Origin of the sequence: Nostoc sp. LEGE 12447, from assembly GCF_015206985.1 — a bacterium.
Taxonomy (GTDB): Bacteria; Cyanobacteriota; Cyanobacteriia; order Cyanobacteriales; family Nostocaceae; genus Nostoc.
The window spans coordinates 1-22935 of sequence record NZ_JADEXT010000068.1 but is presented as its reverse complement, the minus strand read 5'-3'; the positions used below and the strand labels follow the sequence as shown (position 1 = coordinate 22935).

General features: G+C 39.3%; 20 protein-coding genes and 2 pseudogenes. 12 read left to right on the top strand and 10 right to left on the bottom strand.

Going from position 1 to position 22935, the window contains the following annotated elements; genetic code table 11:
- The 3 genes and pseudogenes from IQ274_RS33580 to IQ274_RS33570 all read left to right on the top strand — a co-directional run.
- Positions 1 to 120: pseudogene (locus tag IQ274_RS33580) on the top strand (IS630 family transposase); the annotation flags it as partial.
- A 9-nt stretch (positions 121 to 129) separates the two neighbouring features.
- On the top strand, positions 130 to 567 hold the full coding sequence (locus IQ274_RS33575; protein ID WP_322745420.1) for a tetratricopeptide repeat protein: 438 nt from the start codon (positions 130 to 132) through the stop codon (positions 565 to 567).
- Positions 568 to 730: 163 nt separating this feature from the next.
- Positions 731 to 1273, top strand: a pseudogene (locus tag IQ274_RS33570) (Uma2 family endonuclease).
- 46 nt (positions 1274 to 1319) lie between these two features.
- Here IQ274_RS33570 and IQ274_RS33565 read toward each other — a convergent pair.
- Positions 1320 to 2126 carry a class I SAM-dependent methyltransferase gene (locus tag IQ274_RS33565; RefSeq protein WP_194144894.1) on the bottom strand — a complete coding sequence of 269 codons (807 nt, stop codon included), beginning with the start codon at positions 2124 to 2126 and terminating at the stop codon, positions 1320 to 1322.
- A 269-nt stretch (positions 2127 to 2395) separates the two neighbouring features.
- Between IQ274_RS33565 and IQ274_RS33560 the strand changes: the two genes are divergently transcribed.
- The gene (locus IQ274_RS33560) at positions 2396 to 3142 is read left to right on the top strand and encodes a DUF561 domain-containing protein (RefSeq protein WP_194144893.1); all 747 of its coding nucleotides are present in this window, start codon (positions 2396 to 2398) and stop codon (positions 3140 to 3142) included.
- A 181-nt stretch (positions 3143 to 3323) separates the two neighbouring features.
- Here IQ274_RS33560 and IQ274_RS33555 read toward each other — a convergent pair whose 3' ends face one another.
- A complete protein-coding gene (locus tag IQ274_RS33555; RefSeq protein ID WP_194144892.1) occupies positions 3324 to 4472 on the bottom strand; it encodes a DegT/DnrJ/EryC1/StrS family aminotransferase in 1149 nt (382 codons plus the stop codon).
- A 328-nt stretch (positions 4473 to 4800) separates the two neighbouring features.
- Here IQ274_RS33555 and IQ274_RS33550 point away from each other — a divergent pair, with 328 nt between their 5' ends.
- Together IQ274_RS33550 and IQ274_RS33545 are read left to right on the top strand one after the other, a co-directional pair.
- Entirely contained in the window at positions 4801 to 5577 is a 777-nt protein-coding gene (locus IQ274_RS33550) for an ABC transporter permease (protein ID WP_194144891.1), read from the top strand.
- 457 nt (positions 5578 to 6034) lie between these two features.
- A complete protein-coding gene (locus tag IQ274_RS33545) occupies positions 6035 to 6475 on the top strand; it encodes a pentapeptide repeat-containing protein (RefSeq protein ID WP_114080482.1) in 441 nt (146 codons plus the stop codon).
- Positions 6476 to 6545: 70 nt separating this feature from the next.
- On the opposite strand, the gene IQ274_RS33540 is transcribed toward IQ274_RS33545, so the two are convergent.
- From IQ274_RS33540 to IQ274_RS33510, 7 genes are all read right to left on the bottom strand, one after another.
- Positions 6546 to 7886, bottom strand: a complete 1341-nt coding sequence (locus tag IQ274_RS33540; RefSeq protein WP_163936286.1) for a TldD/PmbA family protein — start codon at positions 7884 to 7886, stop codon at positions 6546 to 6548.
- Positions 7887 to 8145: 259 nt separating this feature from the next.
- Positions 8146 to 9618 carry a TldD/PmbA family protein gene (locus IQ274_RS33535; protein WP_163936289.1) on the bottom strand — a complete coding sequence of 491 codons (1473 nt, stop codon included), beginning with the start codon at positions 9616 to 9618 and terminating at the stop codon, positions 8146 to 8148.
- Positions 9619 to 10008: 390 nt separating this feature from the next.
- Positions 10009 to 10833 carry a glycosyltransferase family 2 protein gene (locus tag IQ274_RS33530; RefSeq protein ID WP_163936292.1) on the bottom strand — a complete coding sequence of 275 codons (825 nt, stop codon included), beginning with the start codon at positions 10831 to 10833 and terminating at the stop codon, positions 10009 to 10011.
- Between the two features lie 44 nt (positions 10834 to 10877).
- Positions 10878 to 12182: an NAD(P)/FAD-dependent oxidoreductase gene (locus IQ274_RS33525; RefSeq protein WP_194144890.1), complete on the bottom strand. Its 1305-nt coding sequence runs from the start codon at positions 12180 to 12182 to the stop codon at positions 10878 to 10880.
- A gap of 94 nt (positions 12183 to 12276) precedes the next feature.
- The gene (locus IQ274_RS33520; protein ID WP_194144889.1) at positions 12277 to 12633 is read right to left on the bottom strand and encodes an EamA family transporter; all 357 of its coding nucleotides are present in this window, start codon (positions 12631 to 12633) and stop codon (positions 12277 to 12279) included.
- A gap of 37 nt (positions 12634 to 12670) precedes the next feature.
- The gene (locus IQ274_RS33515) at positions 12671 to 13054 is read right to left on the bottom strand and encodes an EamA family transporter (RefSeq protein ID WP_194144888.1); all 384 of its coding nucleotides are present in this window, start codon (positions 13052 to 13054) and stop codon (positions 12671 to 12673) included.
- A gap of 1540 nt (positions 13055 to 14594) precedes the next feature.
- Positions 14595 to 14849: a hypothetical protein gene (locus tag IQ274_RS33510; RefSeq protein ID WP_114080489.1), complete on the bottom strand. Its 255-nt coding sequence runs from the start codon at positions 14847 to 14849 to the stop codon at positions 14595 to 14597.
- Between the two features lie 561 nt (positions 14850 to 15410).
- On the opposite strand from IQ274_RS33510, the gene IQ274_RS33505 reads away from it, so the two are divergent.
- The 6 genes from IQ274_RS33505 (at position 15411) to hisS (ending at position 21256) form a co-directional block, all read left to right on the top strand.
- Positions 15411 to 17570, top strand: a complete 2160-nt coding sequence (locus tag IQ274_RS33505) for a Tex family protein (RefSeq protein ID WP_194144887.1) — start codon at positions 15411 to 15413, stop codon at positions 17568 to 17570.
- Between the two features lie 13 nt (positions 17571 to 17583).
- The gene (locus IQ274_RS33500) at positions 17584 to 17925 is read left to right on the top strand and encodes a 2Fe-2S iron-sulfur cluster-binding protein (protein WP_163938322.1); all 342 of its coding nucleotides are present in this window, start codon (positions 17584 to 17586) and stop codon (positions 17923 to 17925) included.
- 244 nt (positions 17926 to 18169) lie between these two features.
- Complete coding sequence (locus IQ274_RS33495; protein WP_163938324.1) at positions 18170 to 18568, top strand: phage holin family protein; 399 nt, start codon at positions 18170 to 18172, stop codon at positions 18566 to 18568.
- A gap of 129 nt (positions 18569 to 18697) precedes the next feature.
- Positions 18698 to 18889 carry a YqaE/Pmp3 family membrane protein gene (locus IQ274_RS33490; protein WP_114080493.1) on the top strand — a complete coding sequence of 64 codons (192 nt, stop codon included), beginning with the start codon at positions 18698 to 18700 and terminating at the stop codon, positions 18887 to 18889.
- Between the two features lie 391 nt (positions 18890 to 19280).
- Positions 19281 to 19727, top strand: coding sequence for a DUF3598 family protein (locus tag IQ274_RS33485; RefSeq protein WP_163938326.1), 447 nt, complete (start codon positions 19281 to 19283; stop codon positions 19725 to 19727).
- 122 nt (positions 19728 to 19849) lie between these two features.
- Positions 19850 to 21256: a histidine--tRNA ligase gene (hisS, locus tag IQ274_RS33480; protein ID WP_194144886.1), complete on the top strand. Its 1407-nt coding sequence runs from the start codon at positions 19850 to 19852 to the stop codon at positions 21254 to 21256.
- A gap of 590 nt (positions 21257 to 21846) precedes the next feature.
- Here the strand turns inward: hisS and nadC are convergent.
- Positions 21847 to 22713 carry a carboxylating nicotinate-nucleotide diphosphorylase gene (nadC, locus tag IQ274_RS33475; protein WP_194144885.1) on the bottom strand — a complete coding sequence of 289 codons (867 nt, stop codon included), beginning with the start codon at positions 22711 to 22713 and terminating at the stop codon, positions 21847 to 21849.
- Between the last annotated feature and the right edge of the window lie 222 nt (positions 22714 to 22935).

The window sequence follows — 22935 nt, the reverse complement described above, 5'->3', positions numbered from 1 at the left end:
TGTGCTTTGATTCCTTCGTTCTCTCATCTGAAGTGGATGTTTGAGTGGTTTATCCGACACACGACCTTTGATTTCCCCACCCTTCAAATGTACGGAGCTTTTTCAGAAATCAAATATTAGTCCTATAGAGTGACTTTGTGGGGAATAGGGCATAGTTTAGTAACTCTCTGCTTAACTTATAAAAATTTAGGGAATCTGAAAAAATCCTTTGAGTTATGCCAACGAGCTATATTTCATTCTGAAGAAAACAACTTTACTCAGATTAAGGCTAAAGCTATAAGTTGTCTTGCGGAACTTTTTCGAGAACAGGGAGAATTTGCAAGAGCAATTTTTCATCATTCAGAAGCGATAGAAATTCTTGATAAAATTGGCGCTAAATCAGACTTAGCTGAGGCTTATTATCAGTTGGCATTAACTCATAAAAAAATGGGTGAAATTAGTCAAAGTAGGGAAAGTTTTTTACAAGCGATGTCTGCGACGGGCTACGCCTACACACTTTTTAACGAAATGCAAGCACCAAGGCAAGTTGAGAAGGTTCAAATAGCAATGGAGTGTTTTGAAAAGTAAGCGATCATATTCAGTTTTACTGCTTATTCCTGTTTTCTCATTTAGATATGAAGTCTTTGGAGTGAGAGGTTTGGCGAGAACTGGGGAATTTATGGAGCGATCGCTCCTAAAGAGGTCTGTTGTCTCCATAATAGATACAGAGCGTGTGATCAGTAGAGGTTTTATGTCCCTAACGCTTGAAGACTTGGAAAAAATGTAGCAACAGTATCCTGACTATCGTATGGAACTAGTTAAGGGTAATATTATTGTTTCAAGTCCATCAGGATACGAATCAGATGAAGTCGCAGCTGCAATGATTGCCGAGTTACGTAACTGGGTTAGACCTCGAAAACTGGGACGAACAGCAGCTTCTAGTGCTGGTTTCAGATTGCCAAATTCAGATTTACGCGCACCGGATGCTTCATTTGTTTTAGCCGAGCGCTTGCGTCGCAGTCCCAAGTCTTTTGCTCAATTGGCTCCCGATTTGACTGTCGAGGTGAAGTCCCCTAGTGATAATTTGGAGGATTTGAGAGCCAAAATTCAAGAATTTTTGAGTTTGGGAACTAAGGTAGGAATTTTGCTCAATCCAGATGAGCGGATTGTTGAAGTTTACAACATTGGACAAGAAGCAATAATACTTCGTGATGGCGATATTTTAACAGTTCCCGATTTGCTCCCAGGATGGGAAGTACCAATTGCCGATTTGTGGCCTTTAGAGTTTGACTAGGATATTGGTAAAAGATCCTACAGATGCACATGGATAGAACTAAATGTTATGGATTGCTATGTAATCCTTTAACCTTCAGAAGTTTAAAAACTACTGAATAGGGACGTGTTTTGGAATTGAAGAGCTTCCGGTCATTTTCGGCAAGATGATATCGCTCTGGGGTAATTCTTGGTTCTTCAAATTCGTCTACAGAAAAACCTGCTGCCTTGAAGACTTTCCAGTAATCGGAAAGAGGGCGATGGAACCAGATAAATGGTGTTGTAAAATGATTCCAAGGTTCGTCGTTGTGTTGTCTCCTTTCAAAGTAAGAAGAAGCCCAACTATAAGAAACTGTCCCATCCTCATTTACAGTTGTCGAGTTGCCTTGGGGAAAGCAAGGATGTGAGAACACAAGGATTGCAATACCACTAGGTTTAAGAACACGATTGAATGCCCTTATTGCTCCTTCGAGATCGAGCAAATCCATGAGAACATAATTTGAGACGATCATATCAAATTGCTCATCTGGAAGCGACTTTAGTTCAGTGCATGAATCCAAATGAAAATCTATATCTAGATTATTTTGGCTAGCTCTGAATTTGGCAATTTCTATCATCTGAGATGAAAAATCTATACCAGTTACACTGGCTCCTTTAAGGCAAAGCTGGCGTGCCAGATACCCTGTACCACAACCAGCATCAAGGACATCTAATCCCGCAACGTTACCAGCGAAACTCCATATTACTGGATCTGAGTTCAGAATTCGATTGCTGTCACCATCATCCCCAACTTGAATATCCCAGTCTTTAGCTCTATGATCCCAGAGTTCAAGTATTTCTTGCTCGTCAAATTTTGCCATGATTTCTTCAGTCATGTCTTTCTCCTGAAAAGAATTAATTAACAGAACTAAATTATTTTCACATAGATATCTGCTGAACTTTATGCTTCATGGTACTGTGATGCTGCATTTAATACCTAGCTGAATTGGGAGAGTAAACTTTTGATAGGCAAAATTTTGGTTAGTGGCGGTAAAGGATAAAACTATAAAAATTTGGCAACTGCCATAGTGATTTAGTTCCTCATCAACTGAGTAACGGTAGAATATACCTAATTTATAATTTTCATAGCTTCAAAAGCCTAACCATGACGATGCATCCTACACTCCAACGTGCATTTACTAACCGCCGCGTTCTGAAAGTGATTAGCGGCTTGAATAACTTCGACGCTGCTAGCGTTGCTGCTACTGTCAAAGCTGCGGAATTTGGCGGTGCTACTTTTGTTGATATTGCCGCCGATCGCGCTTTGGTACAGTTAGCTAAAAGTTTGACAAAATTACCAATTTGTGTATCAGCAGTAGATCCAGAAAAATTTGTGCAAGCTGTGGCGGCTGGTGCTGATTTAATTGAAATCGGGAATTTCGATTCCTTCTATGCTCAAGGTCGTCGCTTTGAGGCTCCAGAAGTGCTAGCGCTGACTAAGCAAACCCGCGCTCTTCTCCCAGAAATTACCTTATCTGTCACCGTTCCCCACATTTTGGAACTAGATCAACAGGTGCAGTTAGCAGAAGAACTGGTGAAAGCTGGAGCAGATATTATCCAAACCGAAGGCGGTACTAGCAGTAACCCAGTTCACCCTGGAACTTTAGGATTAATTGAAAAAGCTGCTCCCACCTTGGCAGCAGCTTTTGAGATTTCCCGTGTAGTGTCAGTGCCAGTATTGTGTGCTTCAGGTATTTCTAACGTTACAGCACCATTAGCGATCGCAGCTGGTGCAGCTGGTGTTGGTGTTGGTTCCGCTATCAACCAACTCAATAGCGAAATAGCAATGATTGCTGCTGTACGTGGCTTAGTAGAAGCTTTAGCGACTGCAAGAGTGCTAACTCAGAAGTAAGAAGTAGGGAGTGGGTATTGGGCAAAACAGTTCCGTTAGCGATAGCGGGGCGTTTAGCCCGTGCTGTTAGCGGATAGCTAAGGTTTAGCCCGTGAGGAGTAAGGAGTGCTGAGTGAAGAGTTAGGAGTTATAAATTCTCCCCCTGCCCCCTGCTCCCTGCTCCTCTGCCCTCATGCTCCCCTCACCCCAAACAATCCTTCAACGCATAAATCACCTGGTCTTGCTGGTGCTGTGTCAATTCTGGGAACATGGGCAAAGCTATGACTTCATGGCAAGCTTGCTCTGCTATTGGTAAGTCCCCAATTTGATAGCCTAGATTTTGATACACTGGCTGCAAATGTAAAGGATAGGGGTAATAAATCATTGAACTTACGCCCTGTTCTTGCAATTGATTACGCACCCAATCTCGATATTTGGCGGTAGAACCATTCCGCCCTTCACCTGAGATGCGAACAGTGTATTGATTCCATACCCCAATACCCCCAGGTAATTCTTGAGGCGGGACGATTCCCGGAATTTGGCTAAGGAACTGATAGTAATAGTTGGCGATATCTCGGCGGCGATCGTTCCAAGTATCTAAATAACGCAGTTTAATCTGCAATATGGCTGCTTGGAGAGCATCCAAGCGGCTATTTACACCGATTTCCTCGTGTAAATATCTAACTTTACTACCATGCTCCCGGAGTATTCGCAGTTTAGTAGCGATCGCAGGATCATTAGTTGTTATTGCTCCGCCATCACCGCAACCACCAAGATTTTTGGTAGGGTAGAAACTAAAGCAACCAATATGTCCAATACTTCCTACTTTTTTATTGGCCCACATTGCGCCTGTAGACTGAGCGCAATCTTCAATTACTGACAAATTGTGAGATAGAGCGATCGCAATTAATGATGTCATATCCACAGGTTGTCCAAATAGGTGAACCGGGATAATCGCTTTAGTTTTAGGTGTAATCGCTGCTGCTACTTGCTCCACATCCAAATTAAAGGTAGTAGCGTCAATGTCAACGAAAACAGGTTTTGCACCCACGGCGCTAATTACTTCAGATGTCGCAATAAAGGTGAAAGGCGTTGTAATCACTTCATCGCCTGCACCAATTTCCAAGACTCGTAACGCTAAGTAGAGCGCATCAGTACCAGAATTACAAGCCACACATTGAGTAACAGTATTATAAGCAGCAAATTGTTGCTCAAAGCTTTCAACTAGGGGGCCGCCAATATAGCGGCCAGAAGCCAGAACTTCTAAGACGGCTGCACTTACTTCTGCTTCGATGCTGGTGTATTGCTGCTTGATATCAAAGGCAGGGATGGGATTTACACTTTGGATCATGAGTTCTCATTTTATCGGGAGATACAAAGGATGCACTTCGAGAGTCAATTTTTGCTAATTGAATTGTTAATCAAAAAGGAGCAAGTAAAAGACTATCACCTAAGATACGCATCTATTAGGGTTTTTACTTAAATTGTGGGGCGGTAGAATACCGCACATTTAATTTACAGATAGTAGACATACTAGGAGTTTGCCATGTTAAGGTTGTACCATTTTTTAAATTTGAATTGATGAAGGTGATATATATCAACCAAGATCCAACACATCGGATCAAAGTTCCAGGTGTGTGAGCTGCTTTGAGAAGAAAATACTAGGAGATAGAAAACCCATGCAGGATATGATCAAGCTGGATTTTGCGGATTTAGCTATTGCTGTGGGATTGATGGCGATCGCCATTGGTTTATCTGCCTGGGAAAAATTAGGATTAGAGTTGAACCTAGCCCTAGCTACTGGGAGAACCATCTTACAACTTCTTGTATTGGGATACATTTTAGATTTCATCTTGGCTTTAGACAATGCTTGGGCAGTTTTGGCGCTATTAGCAATAATGCTGACAATTACGGCGATTGTCGCACGAAATCGCATCAGCCAAAAAATTCCTCATTTGTTGCCTTTGGTGTGGGGTGCAATTTTAATTAGTACAGTCCTGACAGTGTTTTACACCAACTTCTTGATTATTCAACCAGACAGATGGTATGAACCACAGTATATAATTCCCTTAGCAGGAATAGTTTTAGGTAATGCGACCAATGCAGCTGCGATCGCAGGCGAACGTCTTGTCAGCACCATTAATTCCAGTCATCTCGAAATAGAAACCCACTTGAGCTTAGGTGCAACGCCCCAGCAAGCAGTTAGCCAGTATCGCAAAGATGCCATCAGAGCCGGATTGCTCCCTACTCTCAATCAAATGATTCTCATCGGGATGGTCGCAATACCAGGAATCACCACCGGACAGTTACTAGCTGGTGTGAAACCTCTGGATGCTGTGTCTTACGAAATTTTGATTATATTTATGGTTGCTCTCGCTAACTTGTTGACAACAATTTTGCTTACTAGGGGGTTGTGTCGTCAATTTTTCAATTCCGCCGCGCAGTTAGTCAGTTAAACAAGTTTGCAATTACGAGCCAAGGAAGCTGATACCCAAATCAATAATGGGACTAGTGGTCTGCCGCAAAAGTTTTGATAGGTTTGTAGTGAGCGATTTATCGCTCAAATCAAGGACTAAAGTCCTTACTACGAACTTTTATAACCCTTCAGAATTAATGCGATGAACCACTAGCCCTTTCAAGGTGACTGGTAAAATCTCTTTTTTCTCTCTGCGCTCTCTGCGCCTCTGCGGTTTAAAAATGATTTTTCGGCGTTGCTTGCGGTGTCCAAGCACTTGTAATATCTACTAAAAAACTTTTAATTTTAATCCCATCGGACTAATTTACACAAGAATATCTAATCTCATAGAAATTACATATTCCTCCGAGCGCATGAGTACAGAATTCTGTAATCTTGGCACACTGGTATCGTAGAAGTTAAAAATTTAATGACTTCTAGAAGTGTCGGAGGTAAATATGAAACGAATTTTTTTGACGGCAGCAGCCTTACTCAGCACGCTATCTTTAGCTGCTCCCATTCCCGTCAAAGCAGAAAACTCCGCCCCTGTCCGGCGCTTGCTGGAAACTAGAGAATGTTTGGGATGTAATTTAGCAGGAGCAAACCTCAAAGGCGCTCATTTGATAGGTGTTGACCTGAGAAATGCAAATTTAAAAGGAGCTAATCTCGAAGGTGCTAATTTAGAAGGCGCTGATTTGACAGGCGCAAATTTGAAGTCTGCTAATCTCACAGAAGCATTCGTCAGCGATACCATCTTAAATAATGCCAATCTCACCAACGTTAATTTGAGTAATTCCCGTTTATATAATACTGACGTAGATGGCGCTGTTTTAGCTAATATTGATTTAAGCGGTGCAGATGTATTCAATACTGCCATTAGCGTCGGTGGTGAATATTAATGGTGAGTCATGATTTTAAAGTGATGAGTTAAGAGTTAAATTCAACTCCTAACTCTGCACTTCTCAAGCTTTATTCCCCAGTAATTGACAGTTCATTAACCCAAATTTTTGGGCAAACTCCCCCAGGCGTTAACTCAGCTTCTTTTTCTACATAAATAATTGACTTTAAGAGTTCCAAGAAATCGCCAGCAACAGTTGCTGACTCAATACTTGTCCTAACACCCTTATTAACTAGCCAACCATCAAACGGCAAAGAAAAGGAACCTTGCAAGGATTTAACACCTGCATGGAGAGCTTGTAAATCATCAATCAAAATCACATTTTCAGCAGTGTCTAAACTTAGCTCTTCTTCAGGAGTTGCTGTTGTAAAAACGTGATAAAAATTGGGACTAACGCTGACTTTTGCACCAATACTGGCATTACCTGTTGGCTGGGCATTCAACCTTTTAGCGGTGCCTGCACTGTGGAGAAAGCTTGTTAAAACGCCATTTTCAATCAGCGAAATCTGACGAGTCGGAGTTCCTTCACCATCAAAAGTTTCTGCTCCTACGTTAGCTGGGTGCAGTGCATCGTCAAAAACTGAAAGTAGAGGAGAAGCAATTTGCTTACCTAAATCATCAGGAGTAGATAGGCTTTGATTATCCAAAATGCTTTGAGCGTTGAACAAGTTAGAAAAAGCACCCAATAGACTTAAGAAAGCTTCTGCTGAGAAAACAACTCGATATTTACCAGTCTTGATTTTTTCATAGTTCAAGTGGCTGATAGTTTTATCGGCGGTTTCTTTGATGCAACCATTGATGTCTAGATTATCTAAACTTTGGTTGATTCTAAAAGCACCTGCACTGCGAGGTTTTTTTCCCTCTTCTTCAGTTTTGCTATAAAGATAAACTGATGCTAAAGAATGAGATTCTGTTCTGACTGCGCCATCGCTATTTAGATAAAATCTGTCAATATCTCTTTGTGATAAACCGTTATAAGGCACACCTTTAATTGCTGGATGAGCTGCGAGTAATTCTTTTTCAGCTACCAACAATCTTTCTATCAGTTCAGCAACAGGTGCTTGGGGTGTCTTATCTTGGGGTTTATTTGAAATAGGAGCAGTAGCTTCGGGACTAAAATCAGGAACATTTTCTTTAACACCAAAAAAACTGGCTTCATAAGCAGTTTTCAAAGCTAATTCCAACCCCTTGGAATCTACATCTGTGGTGCTGGTAACACCCATTGTATTATCTTCATTCCAGACACGAACAGTAACACCAGAGCGATTTGAAGCTTTAACTTGTTTTGGCTCACCTTGGTCTACTTGCACGCTAGTATCATCTACTGTTGAGCCATAAATGTCAAATTTTTTAATACCAAGCTTTTCGGCATTGTCCTTGGCAGAGTTTGCAATCTCATTGATATTTGGCATAGTCAATTTTGGATTTTAGATTTTAGATTTCGGATTGGCAGCGATTCTATTTTTATTTAAGATTAGATTTTGGATGTTATTGCTTATATTTCTCTCGAATAATTCTGACTGAAGTAACAGTCAAACAATTTGTTCTTTTAGATTTTAGATTTAACCTACGGAATTATCCGGGAGCATGAGCATTTTGGATTTTGAATATTACCATCCAAAATCCAAAATCGTTCGACTGAGCGGAGTCGAAGTCCAAAATCTAAAATTATTATCGTCCACCGACGGTAATAGAATCAACCTTGATGTGGGGTTGTCCGACTGTGGTGTAAATGCTGCCACTGACAGAGCCACAAAAACCTGGTGCAATTTCCAAATCTTGGGAACACATAGAAATTTTATTCATAATTTCCTTAGCTTCACCAATTAAAATTGCTCCCTTTAGCGGTTTAGTAATTTTGCCATTTTCAATCAAATAAGCTTCATCAACACTAAAGTTAAATTGACCTGTAGCACCAACACTACCACCACCCATTTTCTTACAGTAAATACCTTTATCAACCGAGGCAAATAAATCATCAGTGCTATATTCGCCAGAATCAATATAAGTATTACGCATCCGGCTAGCAGCAGCAAAGGTATAATTTTGGCGGCGGCCACTTCCAGTTCTGGGGTGTCCGGTGCGTGCAGAACCTGTTCTATCTGCTAAGAAGTTTTTGAGAACGCCTTTTTCAATTAATAAGGTTCTTTGAGCAGGCATACCTTCGTCATCCATGTCAATTGTCCCGAAGGCATTTTCAGAGCGCCCTTCGTCCCAGGCTGTTAAACTTTCGTGGGCAATTTTTTCGCCTTTTTTGTCAGCAAAGGGAGTGGTATTGCGTTCAATTTGAGTAGTTTCCAACAGGTGTCCGCAGGCTTCGTGGAAGATTACGCCGCCAAAGTGATTGGCCATAATAATCGGGTAAGTACCCGACTCTACGTAATCGGCGTAGAGCATTTTGCCGGCAGATTCTGCTATTTTTTCGGCGGCTTGTTGAGAATCCCAAGTTCTCAAGAAATTGGCATCGCTAGTATTACCCGCGCGATCGCCAATTGACGTACGATTAGCACCATCAGCACACAATAGGTTAAATCCTACTGACTGAGTAAGGCGAATATCACGCGCAAAAGTTCCGTCACTGGCGGCGATTAAGACTTCTTGCCAATCACGAAAATAGGTAGCACGGCGCGATTGGACATGGCTAGCTTTTTGCTTCAGGTGAGCAGTCCCATCAAGGAGGACTTCTCCCATTTCGCGGATAGAGCTACACACTGGTAGCCATGCATCTTTACCTCTTTTGGTGGCGTAATCTCTCAGTAGTTCCAGGTTAATTTCGGGGATGAAAGCTTTAGGAGCAGGTAATTGCAATCCCAGGATAGACAGACCTTTTTCTAAAGCTGCTTTCAAACCGGAAAACGAAAGGTCATTAGTGCTGACGTAGCAATCGGCTTTGCCACGAAATACTCTGACTCCCGCACCTGTAGACAGACTTGGTGAAATACTAGTGATGGAATCCTCTTCTGCAAGACAACTAATATAGTTGCGACGTTCTAAAAATAATTCGATGAAGTCAGCGCCTGCGGCGCGTCCTAATCCCAGGAGGGTAGCCAGGGGGGCTTCCCAGGTTTCATCGAAACGCTCTGGTGTAGAGGAATATTGTAAGGTGGGAAGTTGATTCGAGAGAAGTAGCGTACTTGTAAGCATGGGTAGCCTCGTCTGCTGGCGTAATTCAGAGATTTGACTGAAAAATCCTGGTGTGTTCACTCTAGCAAATTTACTCAACTACCATCTTGACCAATTCTTTGAAAAGTAGTGTGGATTTCCCTAACTCTCCTTCAAAAGGGTTGTGAATAAAAAAGCCCGCAAAGGCGGGCTGAGATTTTGAAAATTCCCACCATTGAGGGTAATGGCAGAAAATGAGATACACCTAATATTATGTATTTACTTAGTACTCTTCTCAATGAAGGGAGTCAGAAGCTAGAGATGCTCTAACTCTAGTAAGAAGAAAGAAATTTCCTGACGAATAACTCCTACTAAATATGTAATCTTATTTCCTACAAAGGCTTAATTTAATCCAGACTATCACTCTTAGCTTTATTTACGATTTCCCATTTTCAGTGGAATCCTTGCTGTTTGTTGCTCATTGAAAGTCTGACTTAAGTTGGAACTTTGTCCTGTAGATAATAGATTCTTAAACAAGAGCTTCAGTGTGCGAGTAATAGTTTTCAAAATTTTCATCTTGCTCGCAGTTGGCTTTTGGTCATATCTCAAAACCATTGGGATTTCTGCGATTTTTGGTCTGAGTATTTTAGCTTTCAATAGTAAATCTATCATGCAAGCAAATCCACTTTCAGTAAATAGATTGTCGCCATAATACATATCTAATTTACTAACAAAATTACGGTTATATAGTCTATAGCCACAAGTATAATCTCTTACACCTGGTACACGGGCTGCAATTCTAAATAGCCAGCTAGCTCCGTAACTCATTATCTCTCTAAATTTTGATAAACCTATGACTTTAGAGCCTTTTCGGTATCTAGATGCGATCGCAATATCATAGCTACCAGCTATCATAGTGTCATACATCTTTATTAAGAGTTCTGGTGGTTGAGTGTTGTCACAGTCCATTGCGGCTAAAAAATCGCCTTCTTGAGAAATTTCCAAAAAAGTCCTGAAACCTGTTTTAATTGCTTCACCTAAACCAGCATTCTTGGGATGTTGGACTAAGTTAAGTAATACTCCCAGTGATTGAGATTCTTCTAAAGCAGTCTGAGCAGTTGCATCACTACTACCATCATCAACAAGAATCAGTTTTATCTCCATATTAGAGATTTGCTGTAATGTCTGAAACCTTTTGAACAAGGGGCGTATTGATTCTTGCTCGTTGTATGCGGGTAAAAGAACAAAAAGACTCATAAATACTCCTGTAATTTTTCAAATAAAATCCAATTAATCAAATTTCAAGAATTCAGTAGTGTTGATTTCTTGAGAAATTCATCTACCTGTCGTACAACTGCGTTGTTGTTGACGCTATCATTGACCAACTGTGAGGTATTGACGACGAAAAAATCTTCGTTTTCGGTACTCACTTTTGGAACAAGGCTGGAATAATCTAAAACTTGTAGTGGCTGCACTTTAATAGCTCGATTTATATGTGCTGCCACGATGTCATCTGATTTGAGTTCTGGGAACATCAAACGTATACCCTGAAAAAATACTTGGCGCAATTCTTCATCAGGCTGTTTTAGCAATGGGTCAGTGGAAAGGATATATTTTGGTAGAAATGTCATGTGATATCCTGCTGTTTCTTGCAAAGAAACTAAGTTGCTCATACCTATGACTCCGGTAAAAGGAATAGTTCTATCGGCGATATTTACGACGTAATAAGGAACTAAAGCTTTGCGAGTAATCAATACCATGCAGATTACACCCAGGTATTCTACTGTTTCACCAGTGTCGGAAACTTTTATCAGTTCATTAGCAGCAACTTGTTGCAAAATATTCACTGGACCAGTAAAAATTACCTTATCAAAATGCTCCTTTTTACCCTGAAATTCTACCCACATTCCACCGCCTGGATGAGGCGCGATATATTCTACTGCAACCCCTGTGTGAATATGACCTCCAGCCGCATAAATTAACTTTTCTATATGGTCAAAAACGGTTTTGTAACCGCCTGAAACATAACCAAGTTGTTCTTTATTTAATGAAGAATCACGGGCTGAAAATAGTCGTTTGATATAAGCCCAAATAAAAACTGCTGATATTCTCTTATAGTTCTCTCCTAATTTGGATAGAAGTAAAGGTTTCCAGAGCTTTTCGTATGTGCTTTTACCACCGAGTTTTAATAGCCAATCTTCCACTAAAATCTTCTCTAAGCGCCGCCAGTTATTAAGACGTGAACCATAGAGCAGAGTAAAAGCTAATCTGATCTTACCTATAAGTCCAAATAGAGGAAAGCGAAGAAATTCTATAGTGTTACTGATAGAATAGAATTTTTTATTGTCATAAAATCCTGTTAAACTTCTATGCCAACGCAGTTTATCTCCCAGACCAATATCTCTGAGAAAATTTATTAGATGAGTATCAGAAGGTAGGATAACGTGATAAAAGCGATCCCAAGTAAACAACCCATAATCATGATAAGTTGTCAGTCCACCAAGCTGTTTGTTGCTATCGAAGACAGTTACTATATGTCCTTGATGTGCAAGACGTTGAGCTAATACTAGACCAGTTATGCCTCCGCCAATAATACCTATATTCATAAATTTAATTTATATTTTTGTGGCTATGTTTTTGAAATTTATTTTCAGAAGCCGTTAATAACATTAATAACCTCAACATTCGGCCCTTTAACTATCAGTTTACAACAAGAACTACACCAGCTATAATAATAGATATTCCTATCCACTGGCTTAATACAACTCGCTCTTTTAAAAGATAGTGAGAAGCAATTGGGATTAGTGCATACATTAGTCCTAAAACTGGAAATGCTTGGCTTAGAGGAATTGTCCGCAATACATAAAGCCACAATACAGTCATAAATGTATAGCAGATAAACCAAATCCAAAAATAACGAGACAATAAAAGGTTTAAAATAGATGTGCTAGATCCCTTAGTAGGGCTAGAAATATGAAGTCCATATTTTAGTGATACGTTAGCTGTAGTTCCAAATAAAACTACAACTATTAAAAGTAGCCAAGTAATAATGTTCATCTTCCAAGAGTTTTTGTAGAATTTACTATAAATAAATTTATATAGGCTTTTTCAGAGGAATAACTACTAAAAGAATACCTAGAAAAATAGTGATTACTCCTGCAATTCGAGTTAGTGTAATCACCTCATTAAAAAAATAGTAGGAACCGAAAAGTATCCCGACATAATTTAAACTAGTTAATGGATAAGCAATACTTAATTTTACCGATCGCAAAGCTAGTATCCAATTGACTATTCCCAAGCAATAAACACTAACAGCTAATACTAACTTTTGAATAAATACCCAATCTAATAGTCCCTCATCTGTATGGCTCATGGTATATTTCATGAGCAATTGCCCAGAAATACTAAATAAAATACTGACAAACAAGATAATATAGGGAATTATTTTAACGTTTGAAATTTCCAATATAGATTTCATCGTACATTTCCCTCAATCGAGATAGTAGGTATGAACCGACCAGTAAACAGCCTATTGTTTTGGACGTTTCTGAATTTCGGTCACACTTTCTGTGCAATTCGACTTCCACATCATAAAATAGACAACAACATTAAAAAGCTATTTTGAAGAGACTGATATCAAAATGACCATCGAAAGCTGTGTCCAAGAGTTAGCAACTAAATACTACTACAACTTGTAGAACGGTTGCTGTATGCAGCATCCAGTATTATTGTAGTCAAGTTTTATAGTTGTATTTCCAGTTTGGATTTACCTAAATGTGAATTGCAGAAGTCTTCCGTATCAGCCAGCTATGCTTCCATAGTACTTTGTAGTGCGATCGCAACATCTATGTCATAGGTGATGCAGATATGCGAAAATTGAGGGCTTTGTCAGTCTCCAAGCTTACATACATTAAGCCGACTAATAAAATACTTGTACTCAGCTTGGGTGTGTATACGTAGTCTTTTTGGACATGGGAACACAATGAGTAATAGAAGTCTGCTTGGCTGCGGAAAATAGACAGATGAATCAATCTCAAGTAATGCGCTTTACAGGTCTGTGGGGATTTTACTTAATGTCTAAAGGGAGTTTTTCACGAGACTAACGGCTAATGTAAACTAGCGTTTGGCGATTAACTCACAGCTTACGTTAATTTAAGCAGATTTGAGATGTTTTACATTTAGTCTTAGGCTTGTTTAGATTGTTCTTAATTATATGTAATTTTAACTAGAGCTTTACTCAAAATTTATTGTTACATATAATCACTTACTAGAATACCACGAGAAAAGGGTGTTGCAAATTTATCGGCACACTTCATCAAAAATTCATTTACCGAAAATATACTTAAACAAAAACTTCATAAAATCGAAATTTTCTCATATACATTATGAATTTTTATTTGTATATTTATAAAGTGCTTTCTGGCTAATAAACTCACAGAAGTAGCGATTTCATATCAGACTATAGAAGTGTAAAGCAAAGAGTTTGAGAAAACAGAATTAACCTTGAACAACAGTGCAGACAATACAATGTATATTATAACACATCAAAGTATTAGTTAAATGCAGCACACACCATAGATGAGAACCGATAGTCTGAATTGTTTTTTATATTATCCACGAAGATATTAAATTTTATACATCTCAGAACCTCCCTAGGTCACTTATGATACCCAGGAAGATGGAAAACTCGATTTCTGAATTTTACGATCAAACTTTATTTGATATTATGATTGATTATAAATAGCTTTTTAAAAGCTTGCATCGCCTTTCAAATGGAAAAGTTCAACAATACTTAACCTAAATATGGAGTTTATTCCCTAAATTAGAAAATGAAGCCTACCATTATTAGTAAATAATAAATACAGTACAGTTTCAAGAAGTGGTCAAAATTATACACATATCGAGGCGCTTTTCATCAAAAATTTACTAAGTTTTGTTTTTAAGGACATTACTAGGTTAGGTGACTTATGATTTTTAGCAGTTTAAAGTTGAGAAAAAATATTTTGTCGTGGTTGAGATTATTTAATTTCTCTAGGTTGTTTTCCTGTAGCTTCAGTTTGTTTGAACTCATTTTTCTGCAAAAGTCTGTTCGTAATGATTAAGACAGCGATTAACAATCCAAACTGAATCTGCCAGGGTGCCAATACTAGACTTAAAATCAAGCTAATAGCTGCGAATACACCTGCAAGATATGCAATTTCATCAGTACTCTTTTTAAACATGTAGCCCGTGGCTAAAGCAGTACACAGTGGTATCAAGAAAAACAAAGGCATCTTAGCAAACCTCTGAATGAAAAGTTATTTATTGTGCTTATAAAACAAATTGTTTTGGTAATTGTGGTCAATTTTACATCCAATAAGCTTTTAGGCACAACAGTCGAACGAAATAAATATTAGAGAAAATCAAGATTACGCAACATCATATCTTACACCAATTTGAATAATTATTGCGATAGATGAAGCACCCAAAAGCTTAACAAATAAATCCTTCGTTTGTGGTAGATACTGCGTGTAACAAGCTTTCAAAGTAGGGATATTAAGACACTATGTGTAGCAATGTTTAAGTGTATACTTATACAAGTGTCTTGGTGATGCTTGTTCTAACCCTCTCCCGACTCAGGATAGCTGCGCTATGCTATACAAACTCTTCTTCATCTACGCGGATTAATAGGGTTTAAAACTTACTTGCGTAGGTGGGTTTTGTCTCTTCGGCTTATACGCTTGTGAGCAATCATCTGGTAAATTAGCTTAAAACTTTGGCCTTGCGCCAGGATAAGGATCTAGCATATTACCTTTAGAAGTAGCATTTTTATTTTTTTGCATTTTACACACCTAATGCTGAACATTCCTCAATTACTGGCGACTGAAATAAACCTCAAACCTCATCAGGTGCAAAACGCGCTGGAACTTTTGGCGGAGGGTGCAACAATTCCCTTTATTGCACGTTATCGTAAAGAGCGCACCGATGAAATGAATGAAGTGCAACTACGTGAACTGGCTGATCGATATACTTATTTAACAGAACTGGAAGAAAGAAAATCGGTGATTTTAAGTGCGATCGCCCAACAAGGTAAACTTACAGATGAACTCAAAGCCAAAATCTCATTCTGCTTACAAAAAACTGAACTTGAGGATTTATACTTACCCTATCGACCCAAGCGTCGCACCCGCGCCACTATCGCCAGAGAAAAAGGACTCGAACCACTGACGGAATTCATCAAGTCGCTAAATCTCAAAAATGCTGCAACGGTTTCACTGGAGGAAGAAGCAGCTAAGTATATTTCTGAAATCAAGGGAGTCAAAACAGCGGAAGAGGCCCTTAAAGGTGCTGCCGATATTTTAGCGGAAGAAGTCGCTGAAAAAGCGGAATTACGGTCATATATCCGCGATTATCTTTTAGAAGAAGGAGTATTTGTCTCCCGCATCAAAGATGATTATCCCGAAGGTACAACCAAATTTGAGATGTACCGTAACTATCAAATTAGGGTAAAAAATATTGCACCCCATAATATGCTGGCGTTGTGTCGGGGTGAAACCGAAAAAATATTAAGCTTTGAAATTGTTTTTGATGAAGATACGGTACTTTACTATCTTGAGTCGAAAGAAATTAAAACCAAAGTTCGGCCAGTTCGTGATTTTTACCAGGCAATGTTGAAGGATGCATTTAACCGTTTGATGAAAATCTCTCTAATGGGAGAGGTAATTTCCGAGAAAAAAATCTATGCAGACATAGAATCAATCAAAACATTTGAAACTAATCTTCGAGAGTTGTTACTGTCTGCACCAGCAGGAATGAAACCAACCTTGGCCATAGACCCTGGATTTAGAACTGGGTGTAAAGTTGCTGTCCTCGACCAAACAGGAAAATTTTTGGAATATCAAGCGGTTTTTCCTCATCAAGCGGCTGAACAACGCGCGAAAGCAGCACAAACTGTCAAAAGTCTGATTGAAAAGTACAAAATTGAGTTAATCGCCATTGGTAACGGTACAGCTTCCCGCGAGACAGAAGAATTTGTGACGCAAGTATTACAAACAATAGAACGCAAACCCGTTAAGGTAATGGTGAATGAGTCCGGCGCATCTATATATTCTGCGAGTACTGTAGCGCTTGAAGAGTTTCCCGATTTAGATATTACCGTGCGCGGTGCTATTAGCATCGGCCGCCGTTTGCAAGACCCTTTAGCCGAACTAGTGAAAATCGATCCCAAATCTATTGGTGTGGGACAATATCAGCACGATGTCGATCAGAAGTTGTTGAAAAAGAAATTGGATGACACTGTAGAAAGCTGCGTTAACTATGTCGGCGTAGACTTGAACACCGCCTCCAAAGAACTTCTGACTTCCGTCTCTGGGATTACGGCAACAGTTGCCAATAACATTGTCGCCTATCGTAACCAGAATGGAGCCTTTAAAAATCGCCGCCAACTTTTGAAAGTTCCGAAGCTGGGGCCAAAGGCTTTTGAACAAGCTGCGGGTTTTCTACGGATTCGCGGCGGTGACAACCCATTGGATAATACAGCAGTGCATCCAGAGAGTTATTCTGTAGTAGAAGCGATCGCATCCGATCTAAATGTGCCATTAAATCAGGTGACACAAATTGCCGAAAAACTCAAAAAGACCAACCTGAAAAAATATGTTACCGATAGCGTCGGCGAACCTACACTGCGCGACATCCTCAGCGAACTAGAAAAACCAGGTAGAGATCCCCGTGCTGAGTTTAAGTATGCCACCTTCAAAGAAGGAATTAAGGAAATCAGAGACTTAAAGGTGGGAATGGAACTAGAAGGAATCGTGACAAATGTCGCTAACTTTGGGGCTTTTGTTGATATCGGCGTACATCAAGATGGCTTAGTGCATATATCCCAACTTACTGATAGATTTGTAGACGATCCCAACAGAGTTGTCAAAGTCGGACAAGTAGTTAAAGTGCAGGTGTTAGAAATCAACGAGAAGCTGAAGCGGATTAGTTTGTCGATGAAAACAGTTAAACAATAATTAGAAACAGCCGATGGTAGTTTATCAAGTTCGATTCATCAATCCTACGCTTGGGTTAGATCGCACCATTCAAGTACCAGACGATCAATATATTCTGGATATAGCAGAAGAAGCTGGTATCCGTCTACCATCTGGGTGTAAACAAGGCGAATGTTCTGCTTGTATTGCCAAACTCATTAGCGGTGAAGTTAATCAAAGCGAGCAAAAATTTCTGCGCCCAAGTGAAATACAAGCTGGTTATGTTGTTACTTGTGTAACTTATCCCTTGTCTAATTGCACTTTAAAAACCCATCAAGAACAAGTCTTATATAAGTCAGCCCTTTACTATAAGCCTGAGTCTGGAAAATCTGATTAAATTAATCTTAAATTCGTAGGGTGTGTTAAACAAATTTAACCCACCCTTAAAAACATGGCATCACATTAAGGACGCATAGCTATACGCCTTTACAACTTAGTGCATCAATATGATAACCACTATAGTTTTCTCAATAATAGACCTAATGGTAGAAGCAAATTCTATCTTGCAAGAGAGGTGAAAGTCTGGCACATAGTTAAAGATGAGATAAGAAGTTACAAACAAAAAAGATTAGGTCAAAAAAATGTTGACACCATTATTAACCGCCCTAGCTACAGCTTTGAGCCTGTTGATTGTTGATTTAGTTGTTCCAGGCGTTAATATTGCTAATTTTCCCGCAGCTTTGATTGCCGCTTTAGTAATTGGTCTAATTAACGGTTCAGTTAAACCAGTTCTGTCTGCTCTCTCCCTACCACTTAACTTTCTATCATTTGGAGCATTCTCGCTCGTCGTCAACGGTTTGTGTTTTTGGTTAGCAGCAGTTCTAGTTCCTGGCTTCTCAGTCAGTGGAATTATTGGTTTCCTTCTTGGGCCAGTGATTCTAACCTTTGCTAACACTTTCATTAACAACTACTTCGTTGAAAAAAATCTTTTAACCGGCGGCGCTGATGTTAAAAGCCAAAATGAATTACCTTCTAGATAAATATTAAAGGGAGTAGAAATAGTAATTTCATCGATTTTCTACTCCATATAAAATATCTGAAGGTGGATTTTCAAAATCGGCATCTTCAAAGAATGTAACTAAACAAAATCACCAAAATACAGCAAAATCATGAAATTAGTTCGTTATCTTCTAGGTTTGTTAGTACCTCCTTTAGGTGTTTTCCTGACAGTTGGAATTGGCCCTACATTATTTATCAACATTTTGCTCACAGTTCTAGGCTGGCTACCCGGCAGTATTCATGCAATTTGGGTCATTGCCAAGCATGATGAACAACTAAATCGAGAAAGTGGTATCTACTAATACGCAAAAGAGAATTGGTAAATATTAAATATTAAGTATGGTGCGTTACGATTTTAAGCGTAACGCACCATTTCATTTTGTACCAATTCCAAATTTAACTTGCACAATTAATGGACAATTGGTTGCGTGTAGAATTCAAAAATTAGTCCATACAAGCTAGAAAAGCAGAGTGCTAAATCGAATTGTTAGTACTACATACAGCATTATATAATAGGCTTTGCGGCGTAGAACCTAGTGTGACTCAAACACTAGTACGAGAAATGGCTAATGATTTGCGTCCTGCTACAACCAAAGGGAACTTGCGCTTTGAGTCCGTCACCCGGCAGTAAGTGTAGGTAGTTCCCTTGTGTTGTAGTATCCCTTACCCAAAGTTTTTGAGAGGTGAATTGCAATGTCTAATCTTCGAGAAGGAATGCCCGTACTTGCCCGTCATGAAGGAGATTGGGTAGGAACTTATACATTGATTGATACAACAGGAAAAATCCTCGATAGTTATGAGTCTCACTTAACCTGTCAATTTCCAGAAAATGGCCCTCATCCCTACTATCAAATCAATCGCTACAAGTGGTCTGATGGGAAAGAAGAAAAGCATGAATTTCCAGGAAGCTATAAAGATAATAAACTCTGGTTTGACACCGAGCGCATCCAAGGAAAAGCCTGGGAGATTGATGATTCTGTTGTGATTTTGTGGTTTAGTTATAAAACAAACCCAGAAATGAGTATATACGAAATGATCTACATTAGTCCTGATACTAATAATCGTGCCCGTACTTGGCATTGGTTTAAGAATAATAAAATCTTTCAACGGACTTTAATCCAAGAAGAACGGCTAAGATAGTAATTTCTGTTTTCAGAAATCAATCATTCTTCTCTAGTCCGCACAAGCGGACTTTGTTTGTGTAGCCACGGCTTCAAATGGTTAGGCTCTCATCTCAAATTTCAACTTAGTAAGGTACAAGCATGGCAAAAGGTGACAAAATAAACTTTTCTACTCCTAGTGGTTTCCCAGAATTTCTGCCTAATGAAAAGCGTCTAGAATTATATTTGCTAGATATCATCCGTAGAGTTTTTGAAAGCTATGGATTTACGCCCATAGAAACACCTGCTGTAGAACGTTTAGAAGTGCTGCAAGCTAAAGGAAATCAAGGCGATAATATCATTTATGGCATTGACCCCATTCTGCCACCAAATCGACAAGCCGAGAGAGATAAATCGGGCGAAACGGGTTCGGAAGCAAGAGCATTAAAGTTTGATCAAACAGTTCCTTTAGCAGCTTATATTGCCCGTCACCTGAATGAGTTAACCTTTCCCTTTGCCCGCTACCAAATGGATGTGGTTTTTCGAGGAGAACGCGCGAAAGATGGGCGTTTTCGTCAGTTCCGCCAATGTGATATTGATGTAGTTGCTCGTCGTGAACTCAGCTTGCTCTATGATGCTCAAATGCCTGCAATTATCACTGAGATATTTGAAGCAATAAATGTTGGTAATTTTTTGATTCGCATCAATAATCGTAAAGTTCTTACAGGTTTTTTTAAGTCAGTAGGAATTACTGAAGATAAAATTAAATCGTGTATTGGTATTGTTGACAATTTAGAAAAAATTGGTGAAAATAAAGTAAAACAAGAATTAGAAAAAGAGGAAGTTTCAGGAGAACAGACTCAAAAAATTATTGATTTTATTAAAATTGATGGTTCTGTTGATGAAGTATTAACTAAACTTAAGCATCTCACCCAAAACCTGCCAGAAACCGAGCAATTAAGCCTGGGGATTAGCGAATTAGAAACGGTAATTACAGGCGTGCGTAATCTCGGAGTGTCCGAGAATCGTTTCTGTATTGATTTATCCATTGCTCGTGGTCTTGATTACTATACTGGTACAGTTTACGAAACAACCTTATTAGGACATGAAGCTTTAGGTAGCATCTGTTCTGGCGGGAGATATGAAGAATTAGTTGGGGTATTCTTGGGTGAAAAAATGCCTGGTGTAGGTATTTCTATTGGTTTAACTCGCTTAATTAGTCGATTGTTAAAAGCTGGTATTCTTAGTACCTTACCTGCTACACCAGCCCAGGTGATGGTAGTAAATATACAAGAAGATTTAATGCCAACTTATTTAAAAGTTTCGCAACATCTGCGTCAATGTGGAATTAATGTTATCACTAACTTTGATAAGCGTCCCTTGGGTAAACAATTTCAGCTAGCCGATAAACAAGGAATTCAATTTTGTGTAATTATTGGTTCTGAGGAAGCAGCAACACAAAAGTCTTCTCTGAAAAATTTGAAAACAGGTGAGCAAGTAGAAGTGTTACTGATAGATTTGGCTGAGGAAGTTAAAAAACGCTTGCTTCATAAGCTACAAAAATTATAAGGCTAGCTTGGGTTTCATTTCTGATGCTATTGGTAAATTATTTCTTAATATTGTAATTCAACGATAAACCTGTCGTTTCTAAAAATATTGGTTTTCACTTAGCCAAACCAAGCTACGAAAAAATCAGGTTTTTTGGTGATTTAAAGTATAAAGTTATATTTTGCCAACAGCATCAGGAACAAGAACCAACCTTGTATCTTATAAGAAGTGGTAGACTCTCACAACTTGGTCAACAAAGACCGCTTTATAGCAGGATTCACCACAACAATCTCCTAAACAGGACTCGAACAGTCTCCGGGTTCAAAACTTTCAAGACTCTTATTTTTTTAGTGAAATTTTATCCTTCAAAAACCCAAGACTATACAAACTTTGTAATAAAATAATGGTTCTTCAGTACCTGTTATGCCAAATTATTAGTTAAACATCAAAAGTAGACTTTAAAATGCAAGTTTAGAACGCTTCAGTCCCAAGAATGTCCTAAAGTGTTAAAAACAATGCCTACCTTTGTTGTGCAGCAATGGTTCCAGCTTTTTAGCATATTAATTTAGCATACTAAGTACTGAAGAGCCAAAATAATTCACCTTACTTATCTAAAGTGCAATCCTCATACTCAAATCCAACCACTTCGACTGAGTAATCGGCGCACTGCTAGAAATATAGTCAACACCAGTCTCTGCCACACTGCGAATCGTCTCTAAAGTCACATTGCCTGAAGCCTCTATTTTCACCCGGCTATTCCGCTCGCGAATCAACTGCACCGCCTCACGCATCATATTCACAGGCATATTGTCTAACATAATAATGTCAACATTGTGCTTCAAAGCTTCTTTCACCTGCTCTAAACTTTCAGTCTCTACCTCTATTGTCAAGGGATAAGGTATTTGAGAACGAATACGGGTAACTGCTTTTTCAATTCCACCTGCCGCCGCAATGTGATTATCCTTAATCATCACTGCATCATCCAATCCCATACGGTGATTAATCGCTCCACCCACAGCAGTCGCATACTTTTCCAACAGTCTCAATCCTGGTGTAGTTTTACGCGTATCCACCAACTGAGCAGGTAAATCAGCAATTTTCTCTATATATATACTAGTGAGCGTAGCAATCCCACTCAACCGCATAACCAAATTGAGAGCAACTCGTTCCCCCATCAGTAGCGCATCCAGCGAACCATGAATTTCAGCTACTACCTGTCCCGGCTCACACCATGTACCTTCAGCCACAACCGCCGTAAAGCTGACTTTTTCATTCAAAAGCTGAAACACCCGAGCTGCAATTGGTAAGCCAGCAGTTATGCCTGGAGCTTTAGCTATCCATTTAGCCGAGCCTAGCGTCACATCTTCTACTAGTAACGTATTTGTTGTGCGATCGCCCCGGCCAATATCCTCCAATAACCAGCCACGCAAAAGAGGATCTAAAACCAGCCAAGGCGGTAAAACACCAGAACTGCTCACAAATATATTGCTTCCTTAGTAACTTCCAGGAATACTATAGCTTAAAACTCTTACACTCTAAGGCTTTGATGGCGATAGAAAAGCTGTCCAAAATGTTTTTGGAGAAAATAGTTGACACAAAGAGTTGTGTTCGCTATATTGAATAAGTGCCTGAAGCGGAGAGCTTAAAGCGACTCGCGAAAAGGGATACCGAACCTTGAAAATATTATAGTTTGAAAGCAA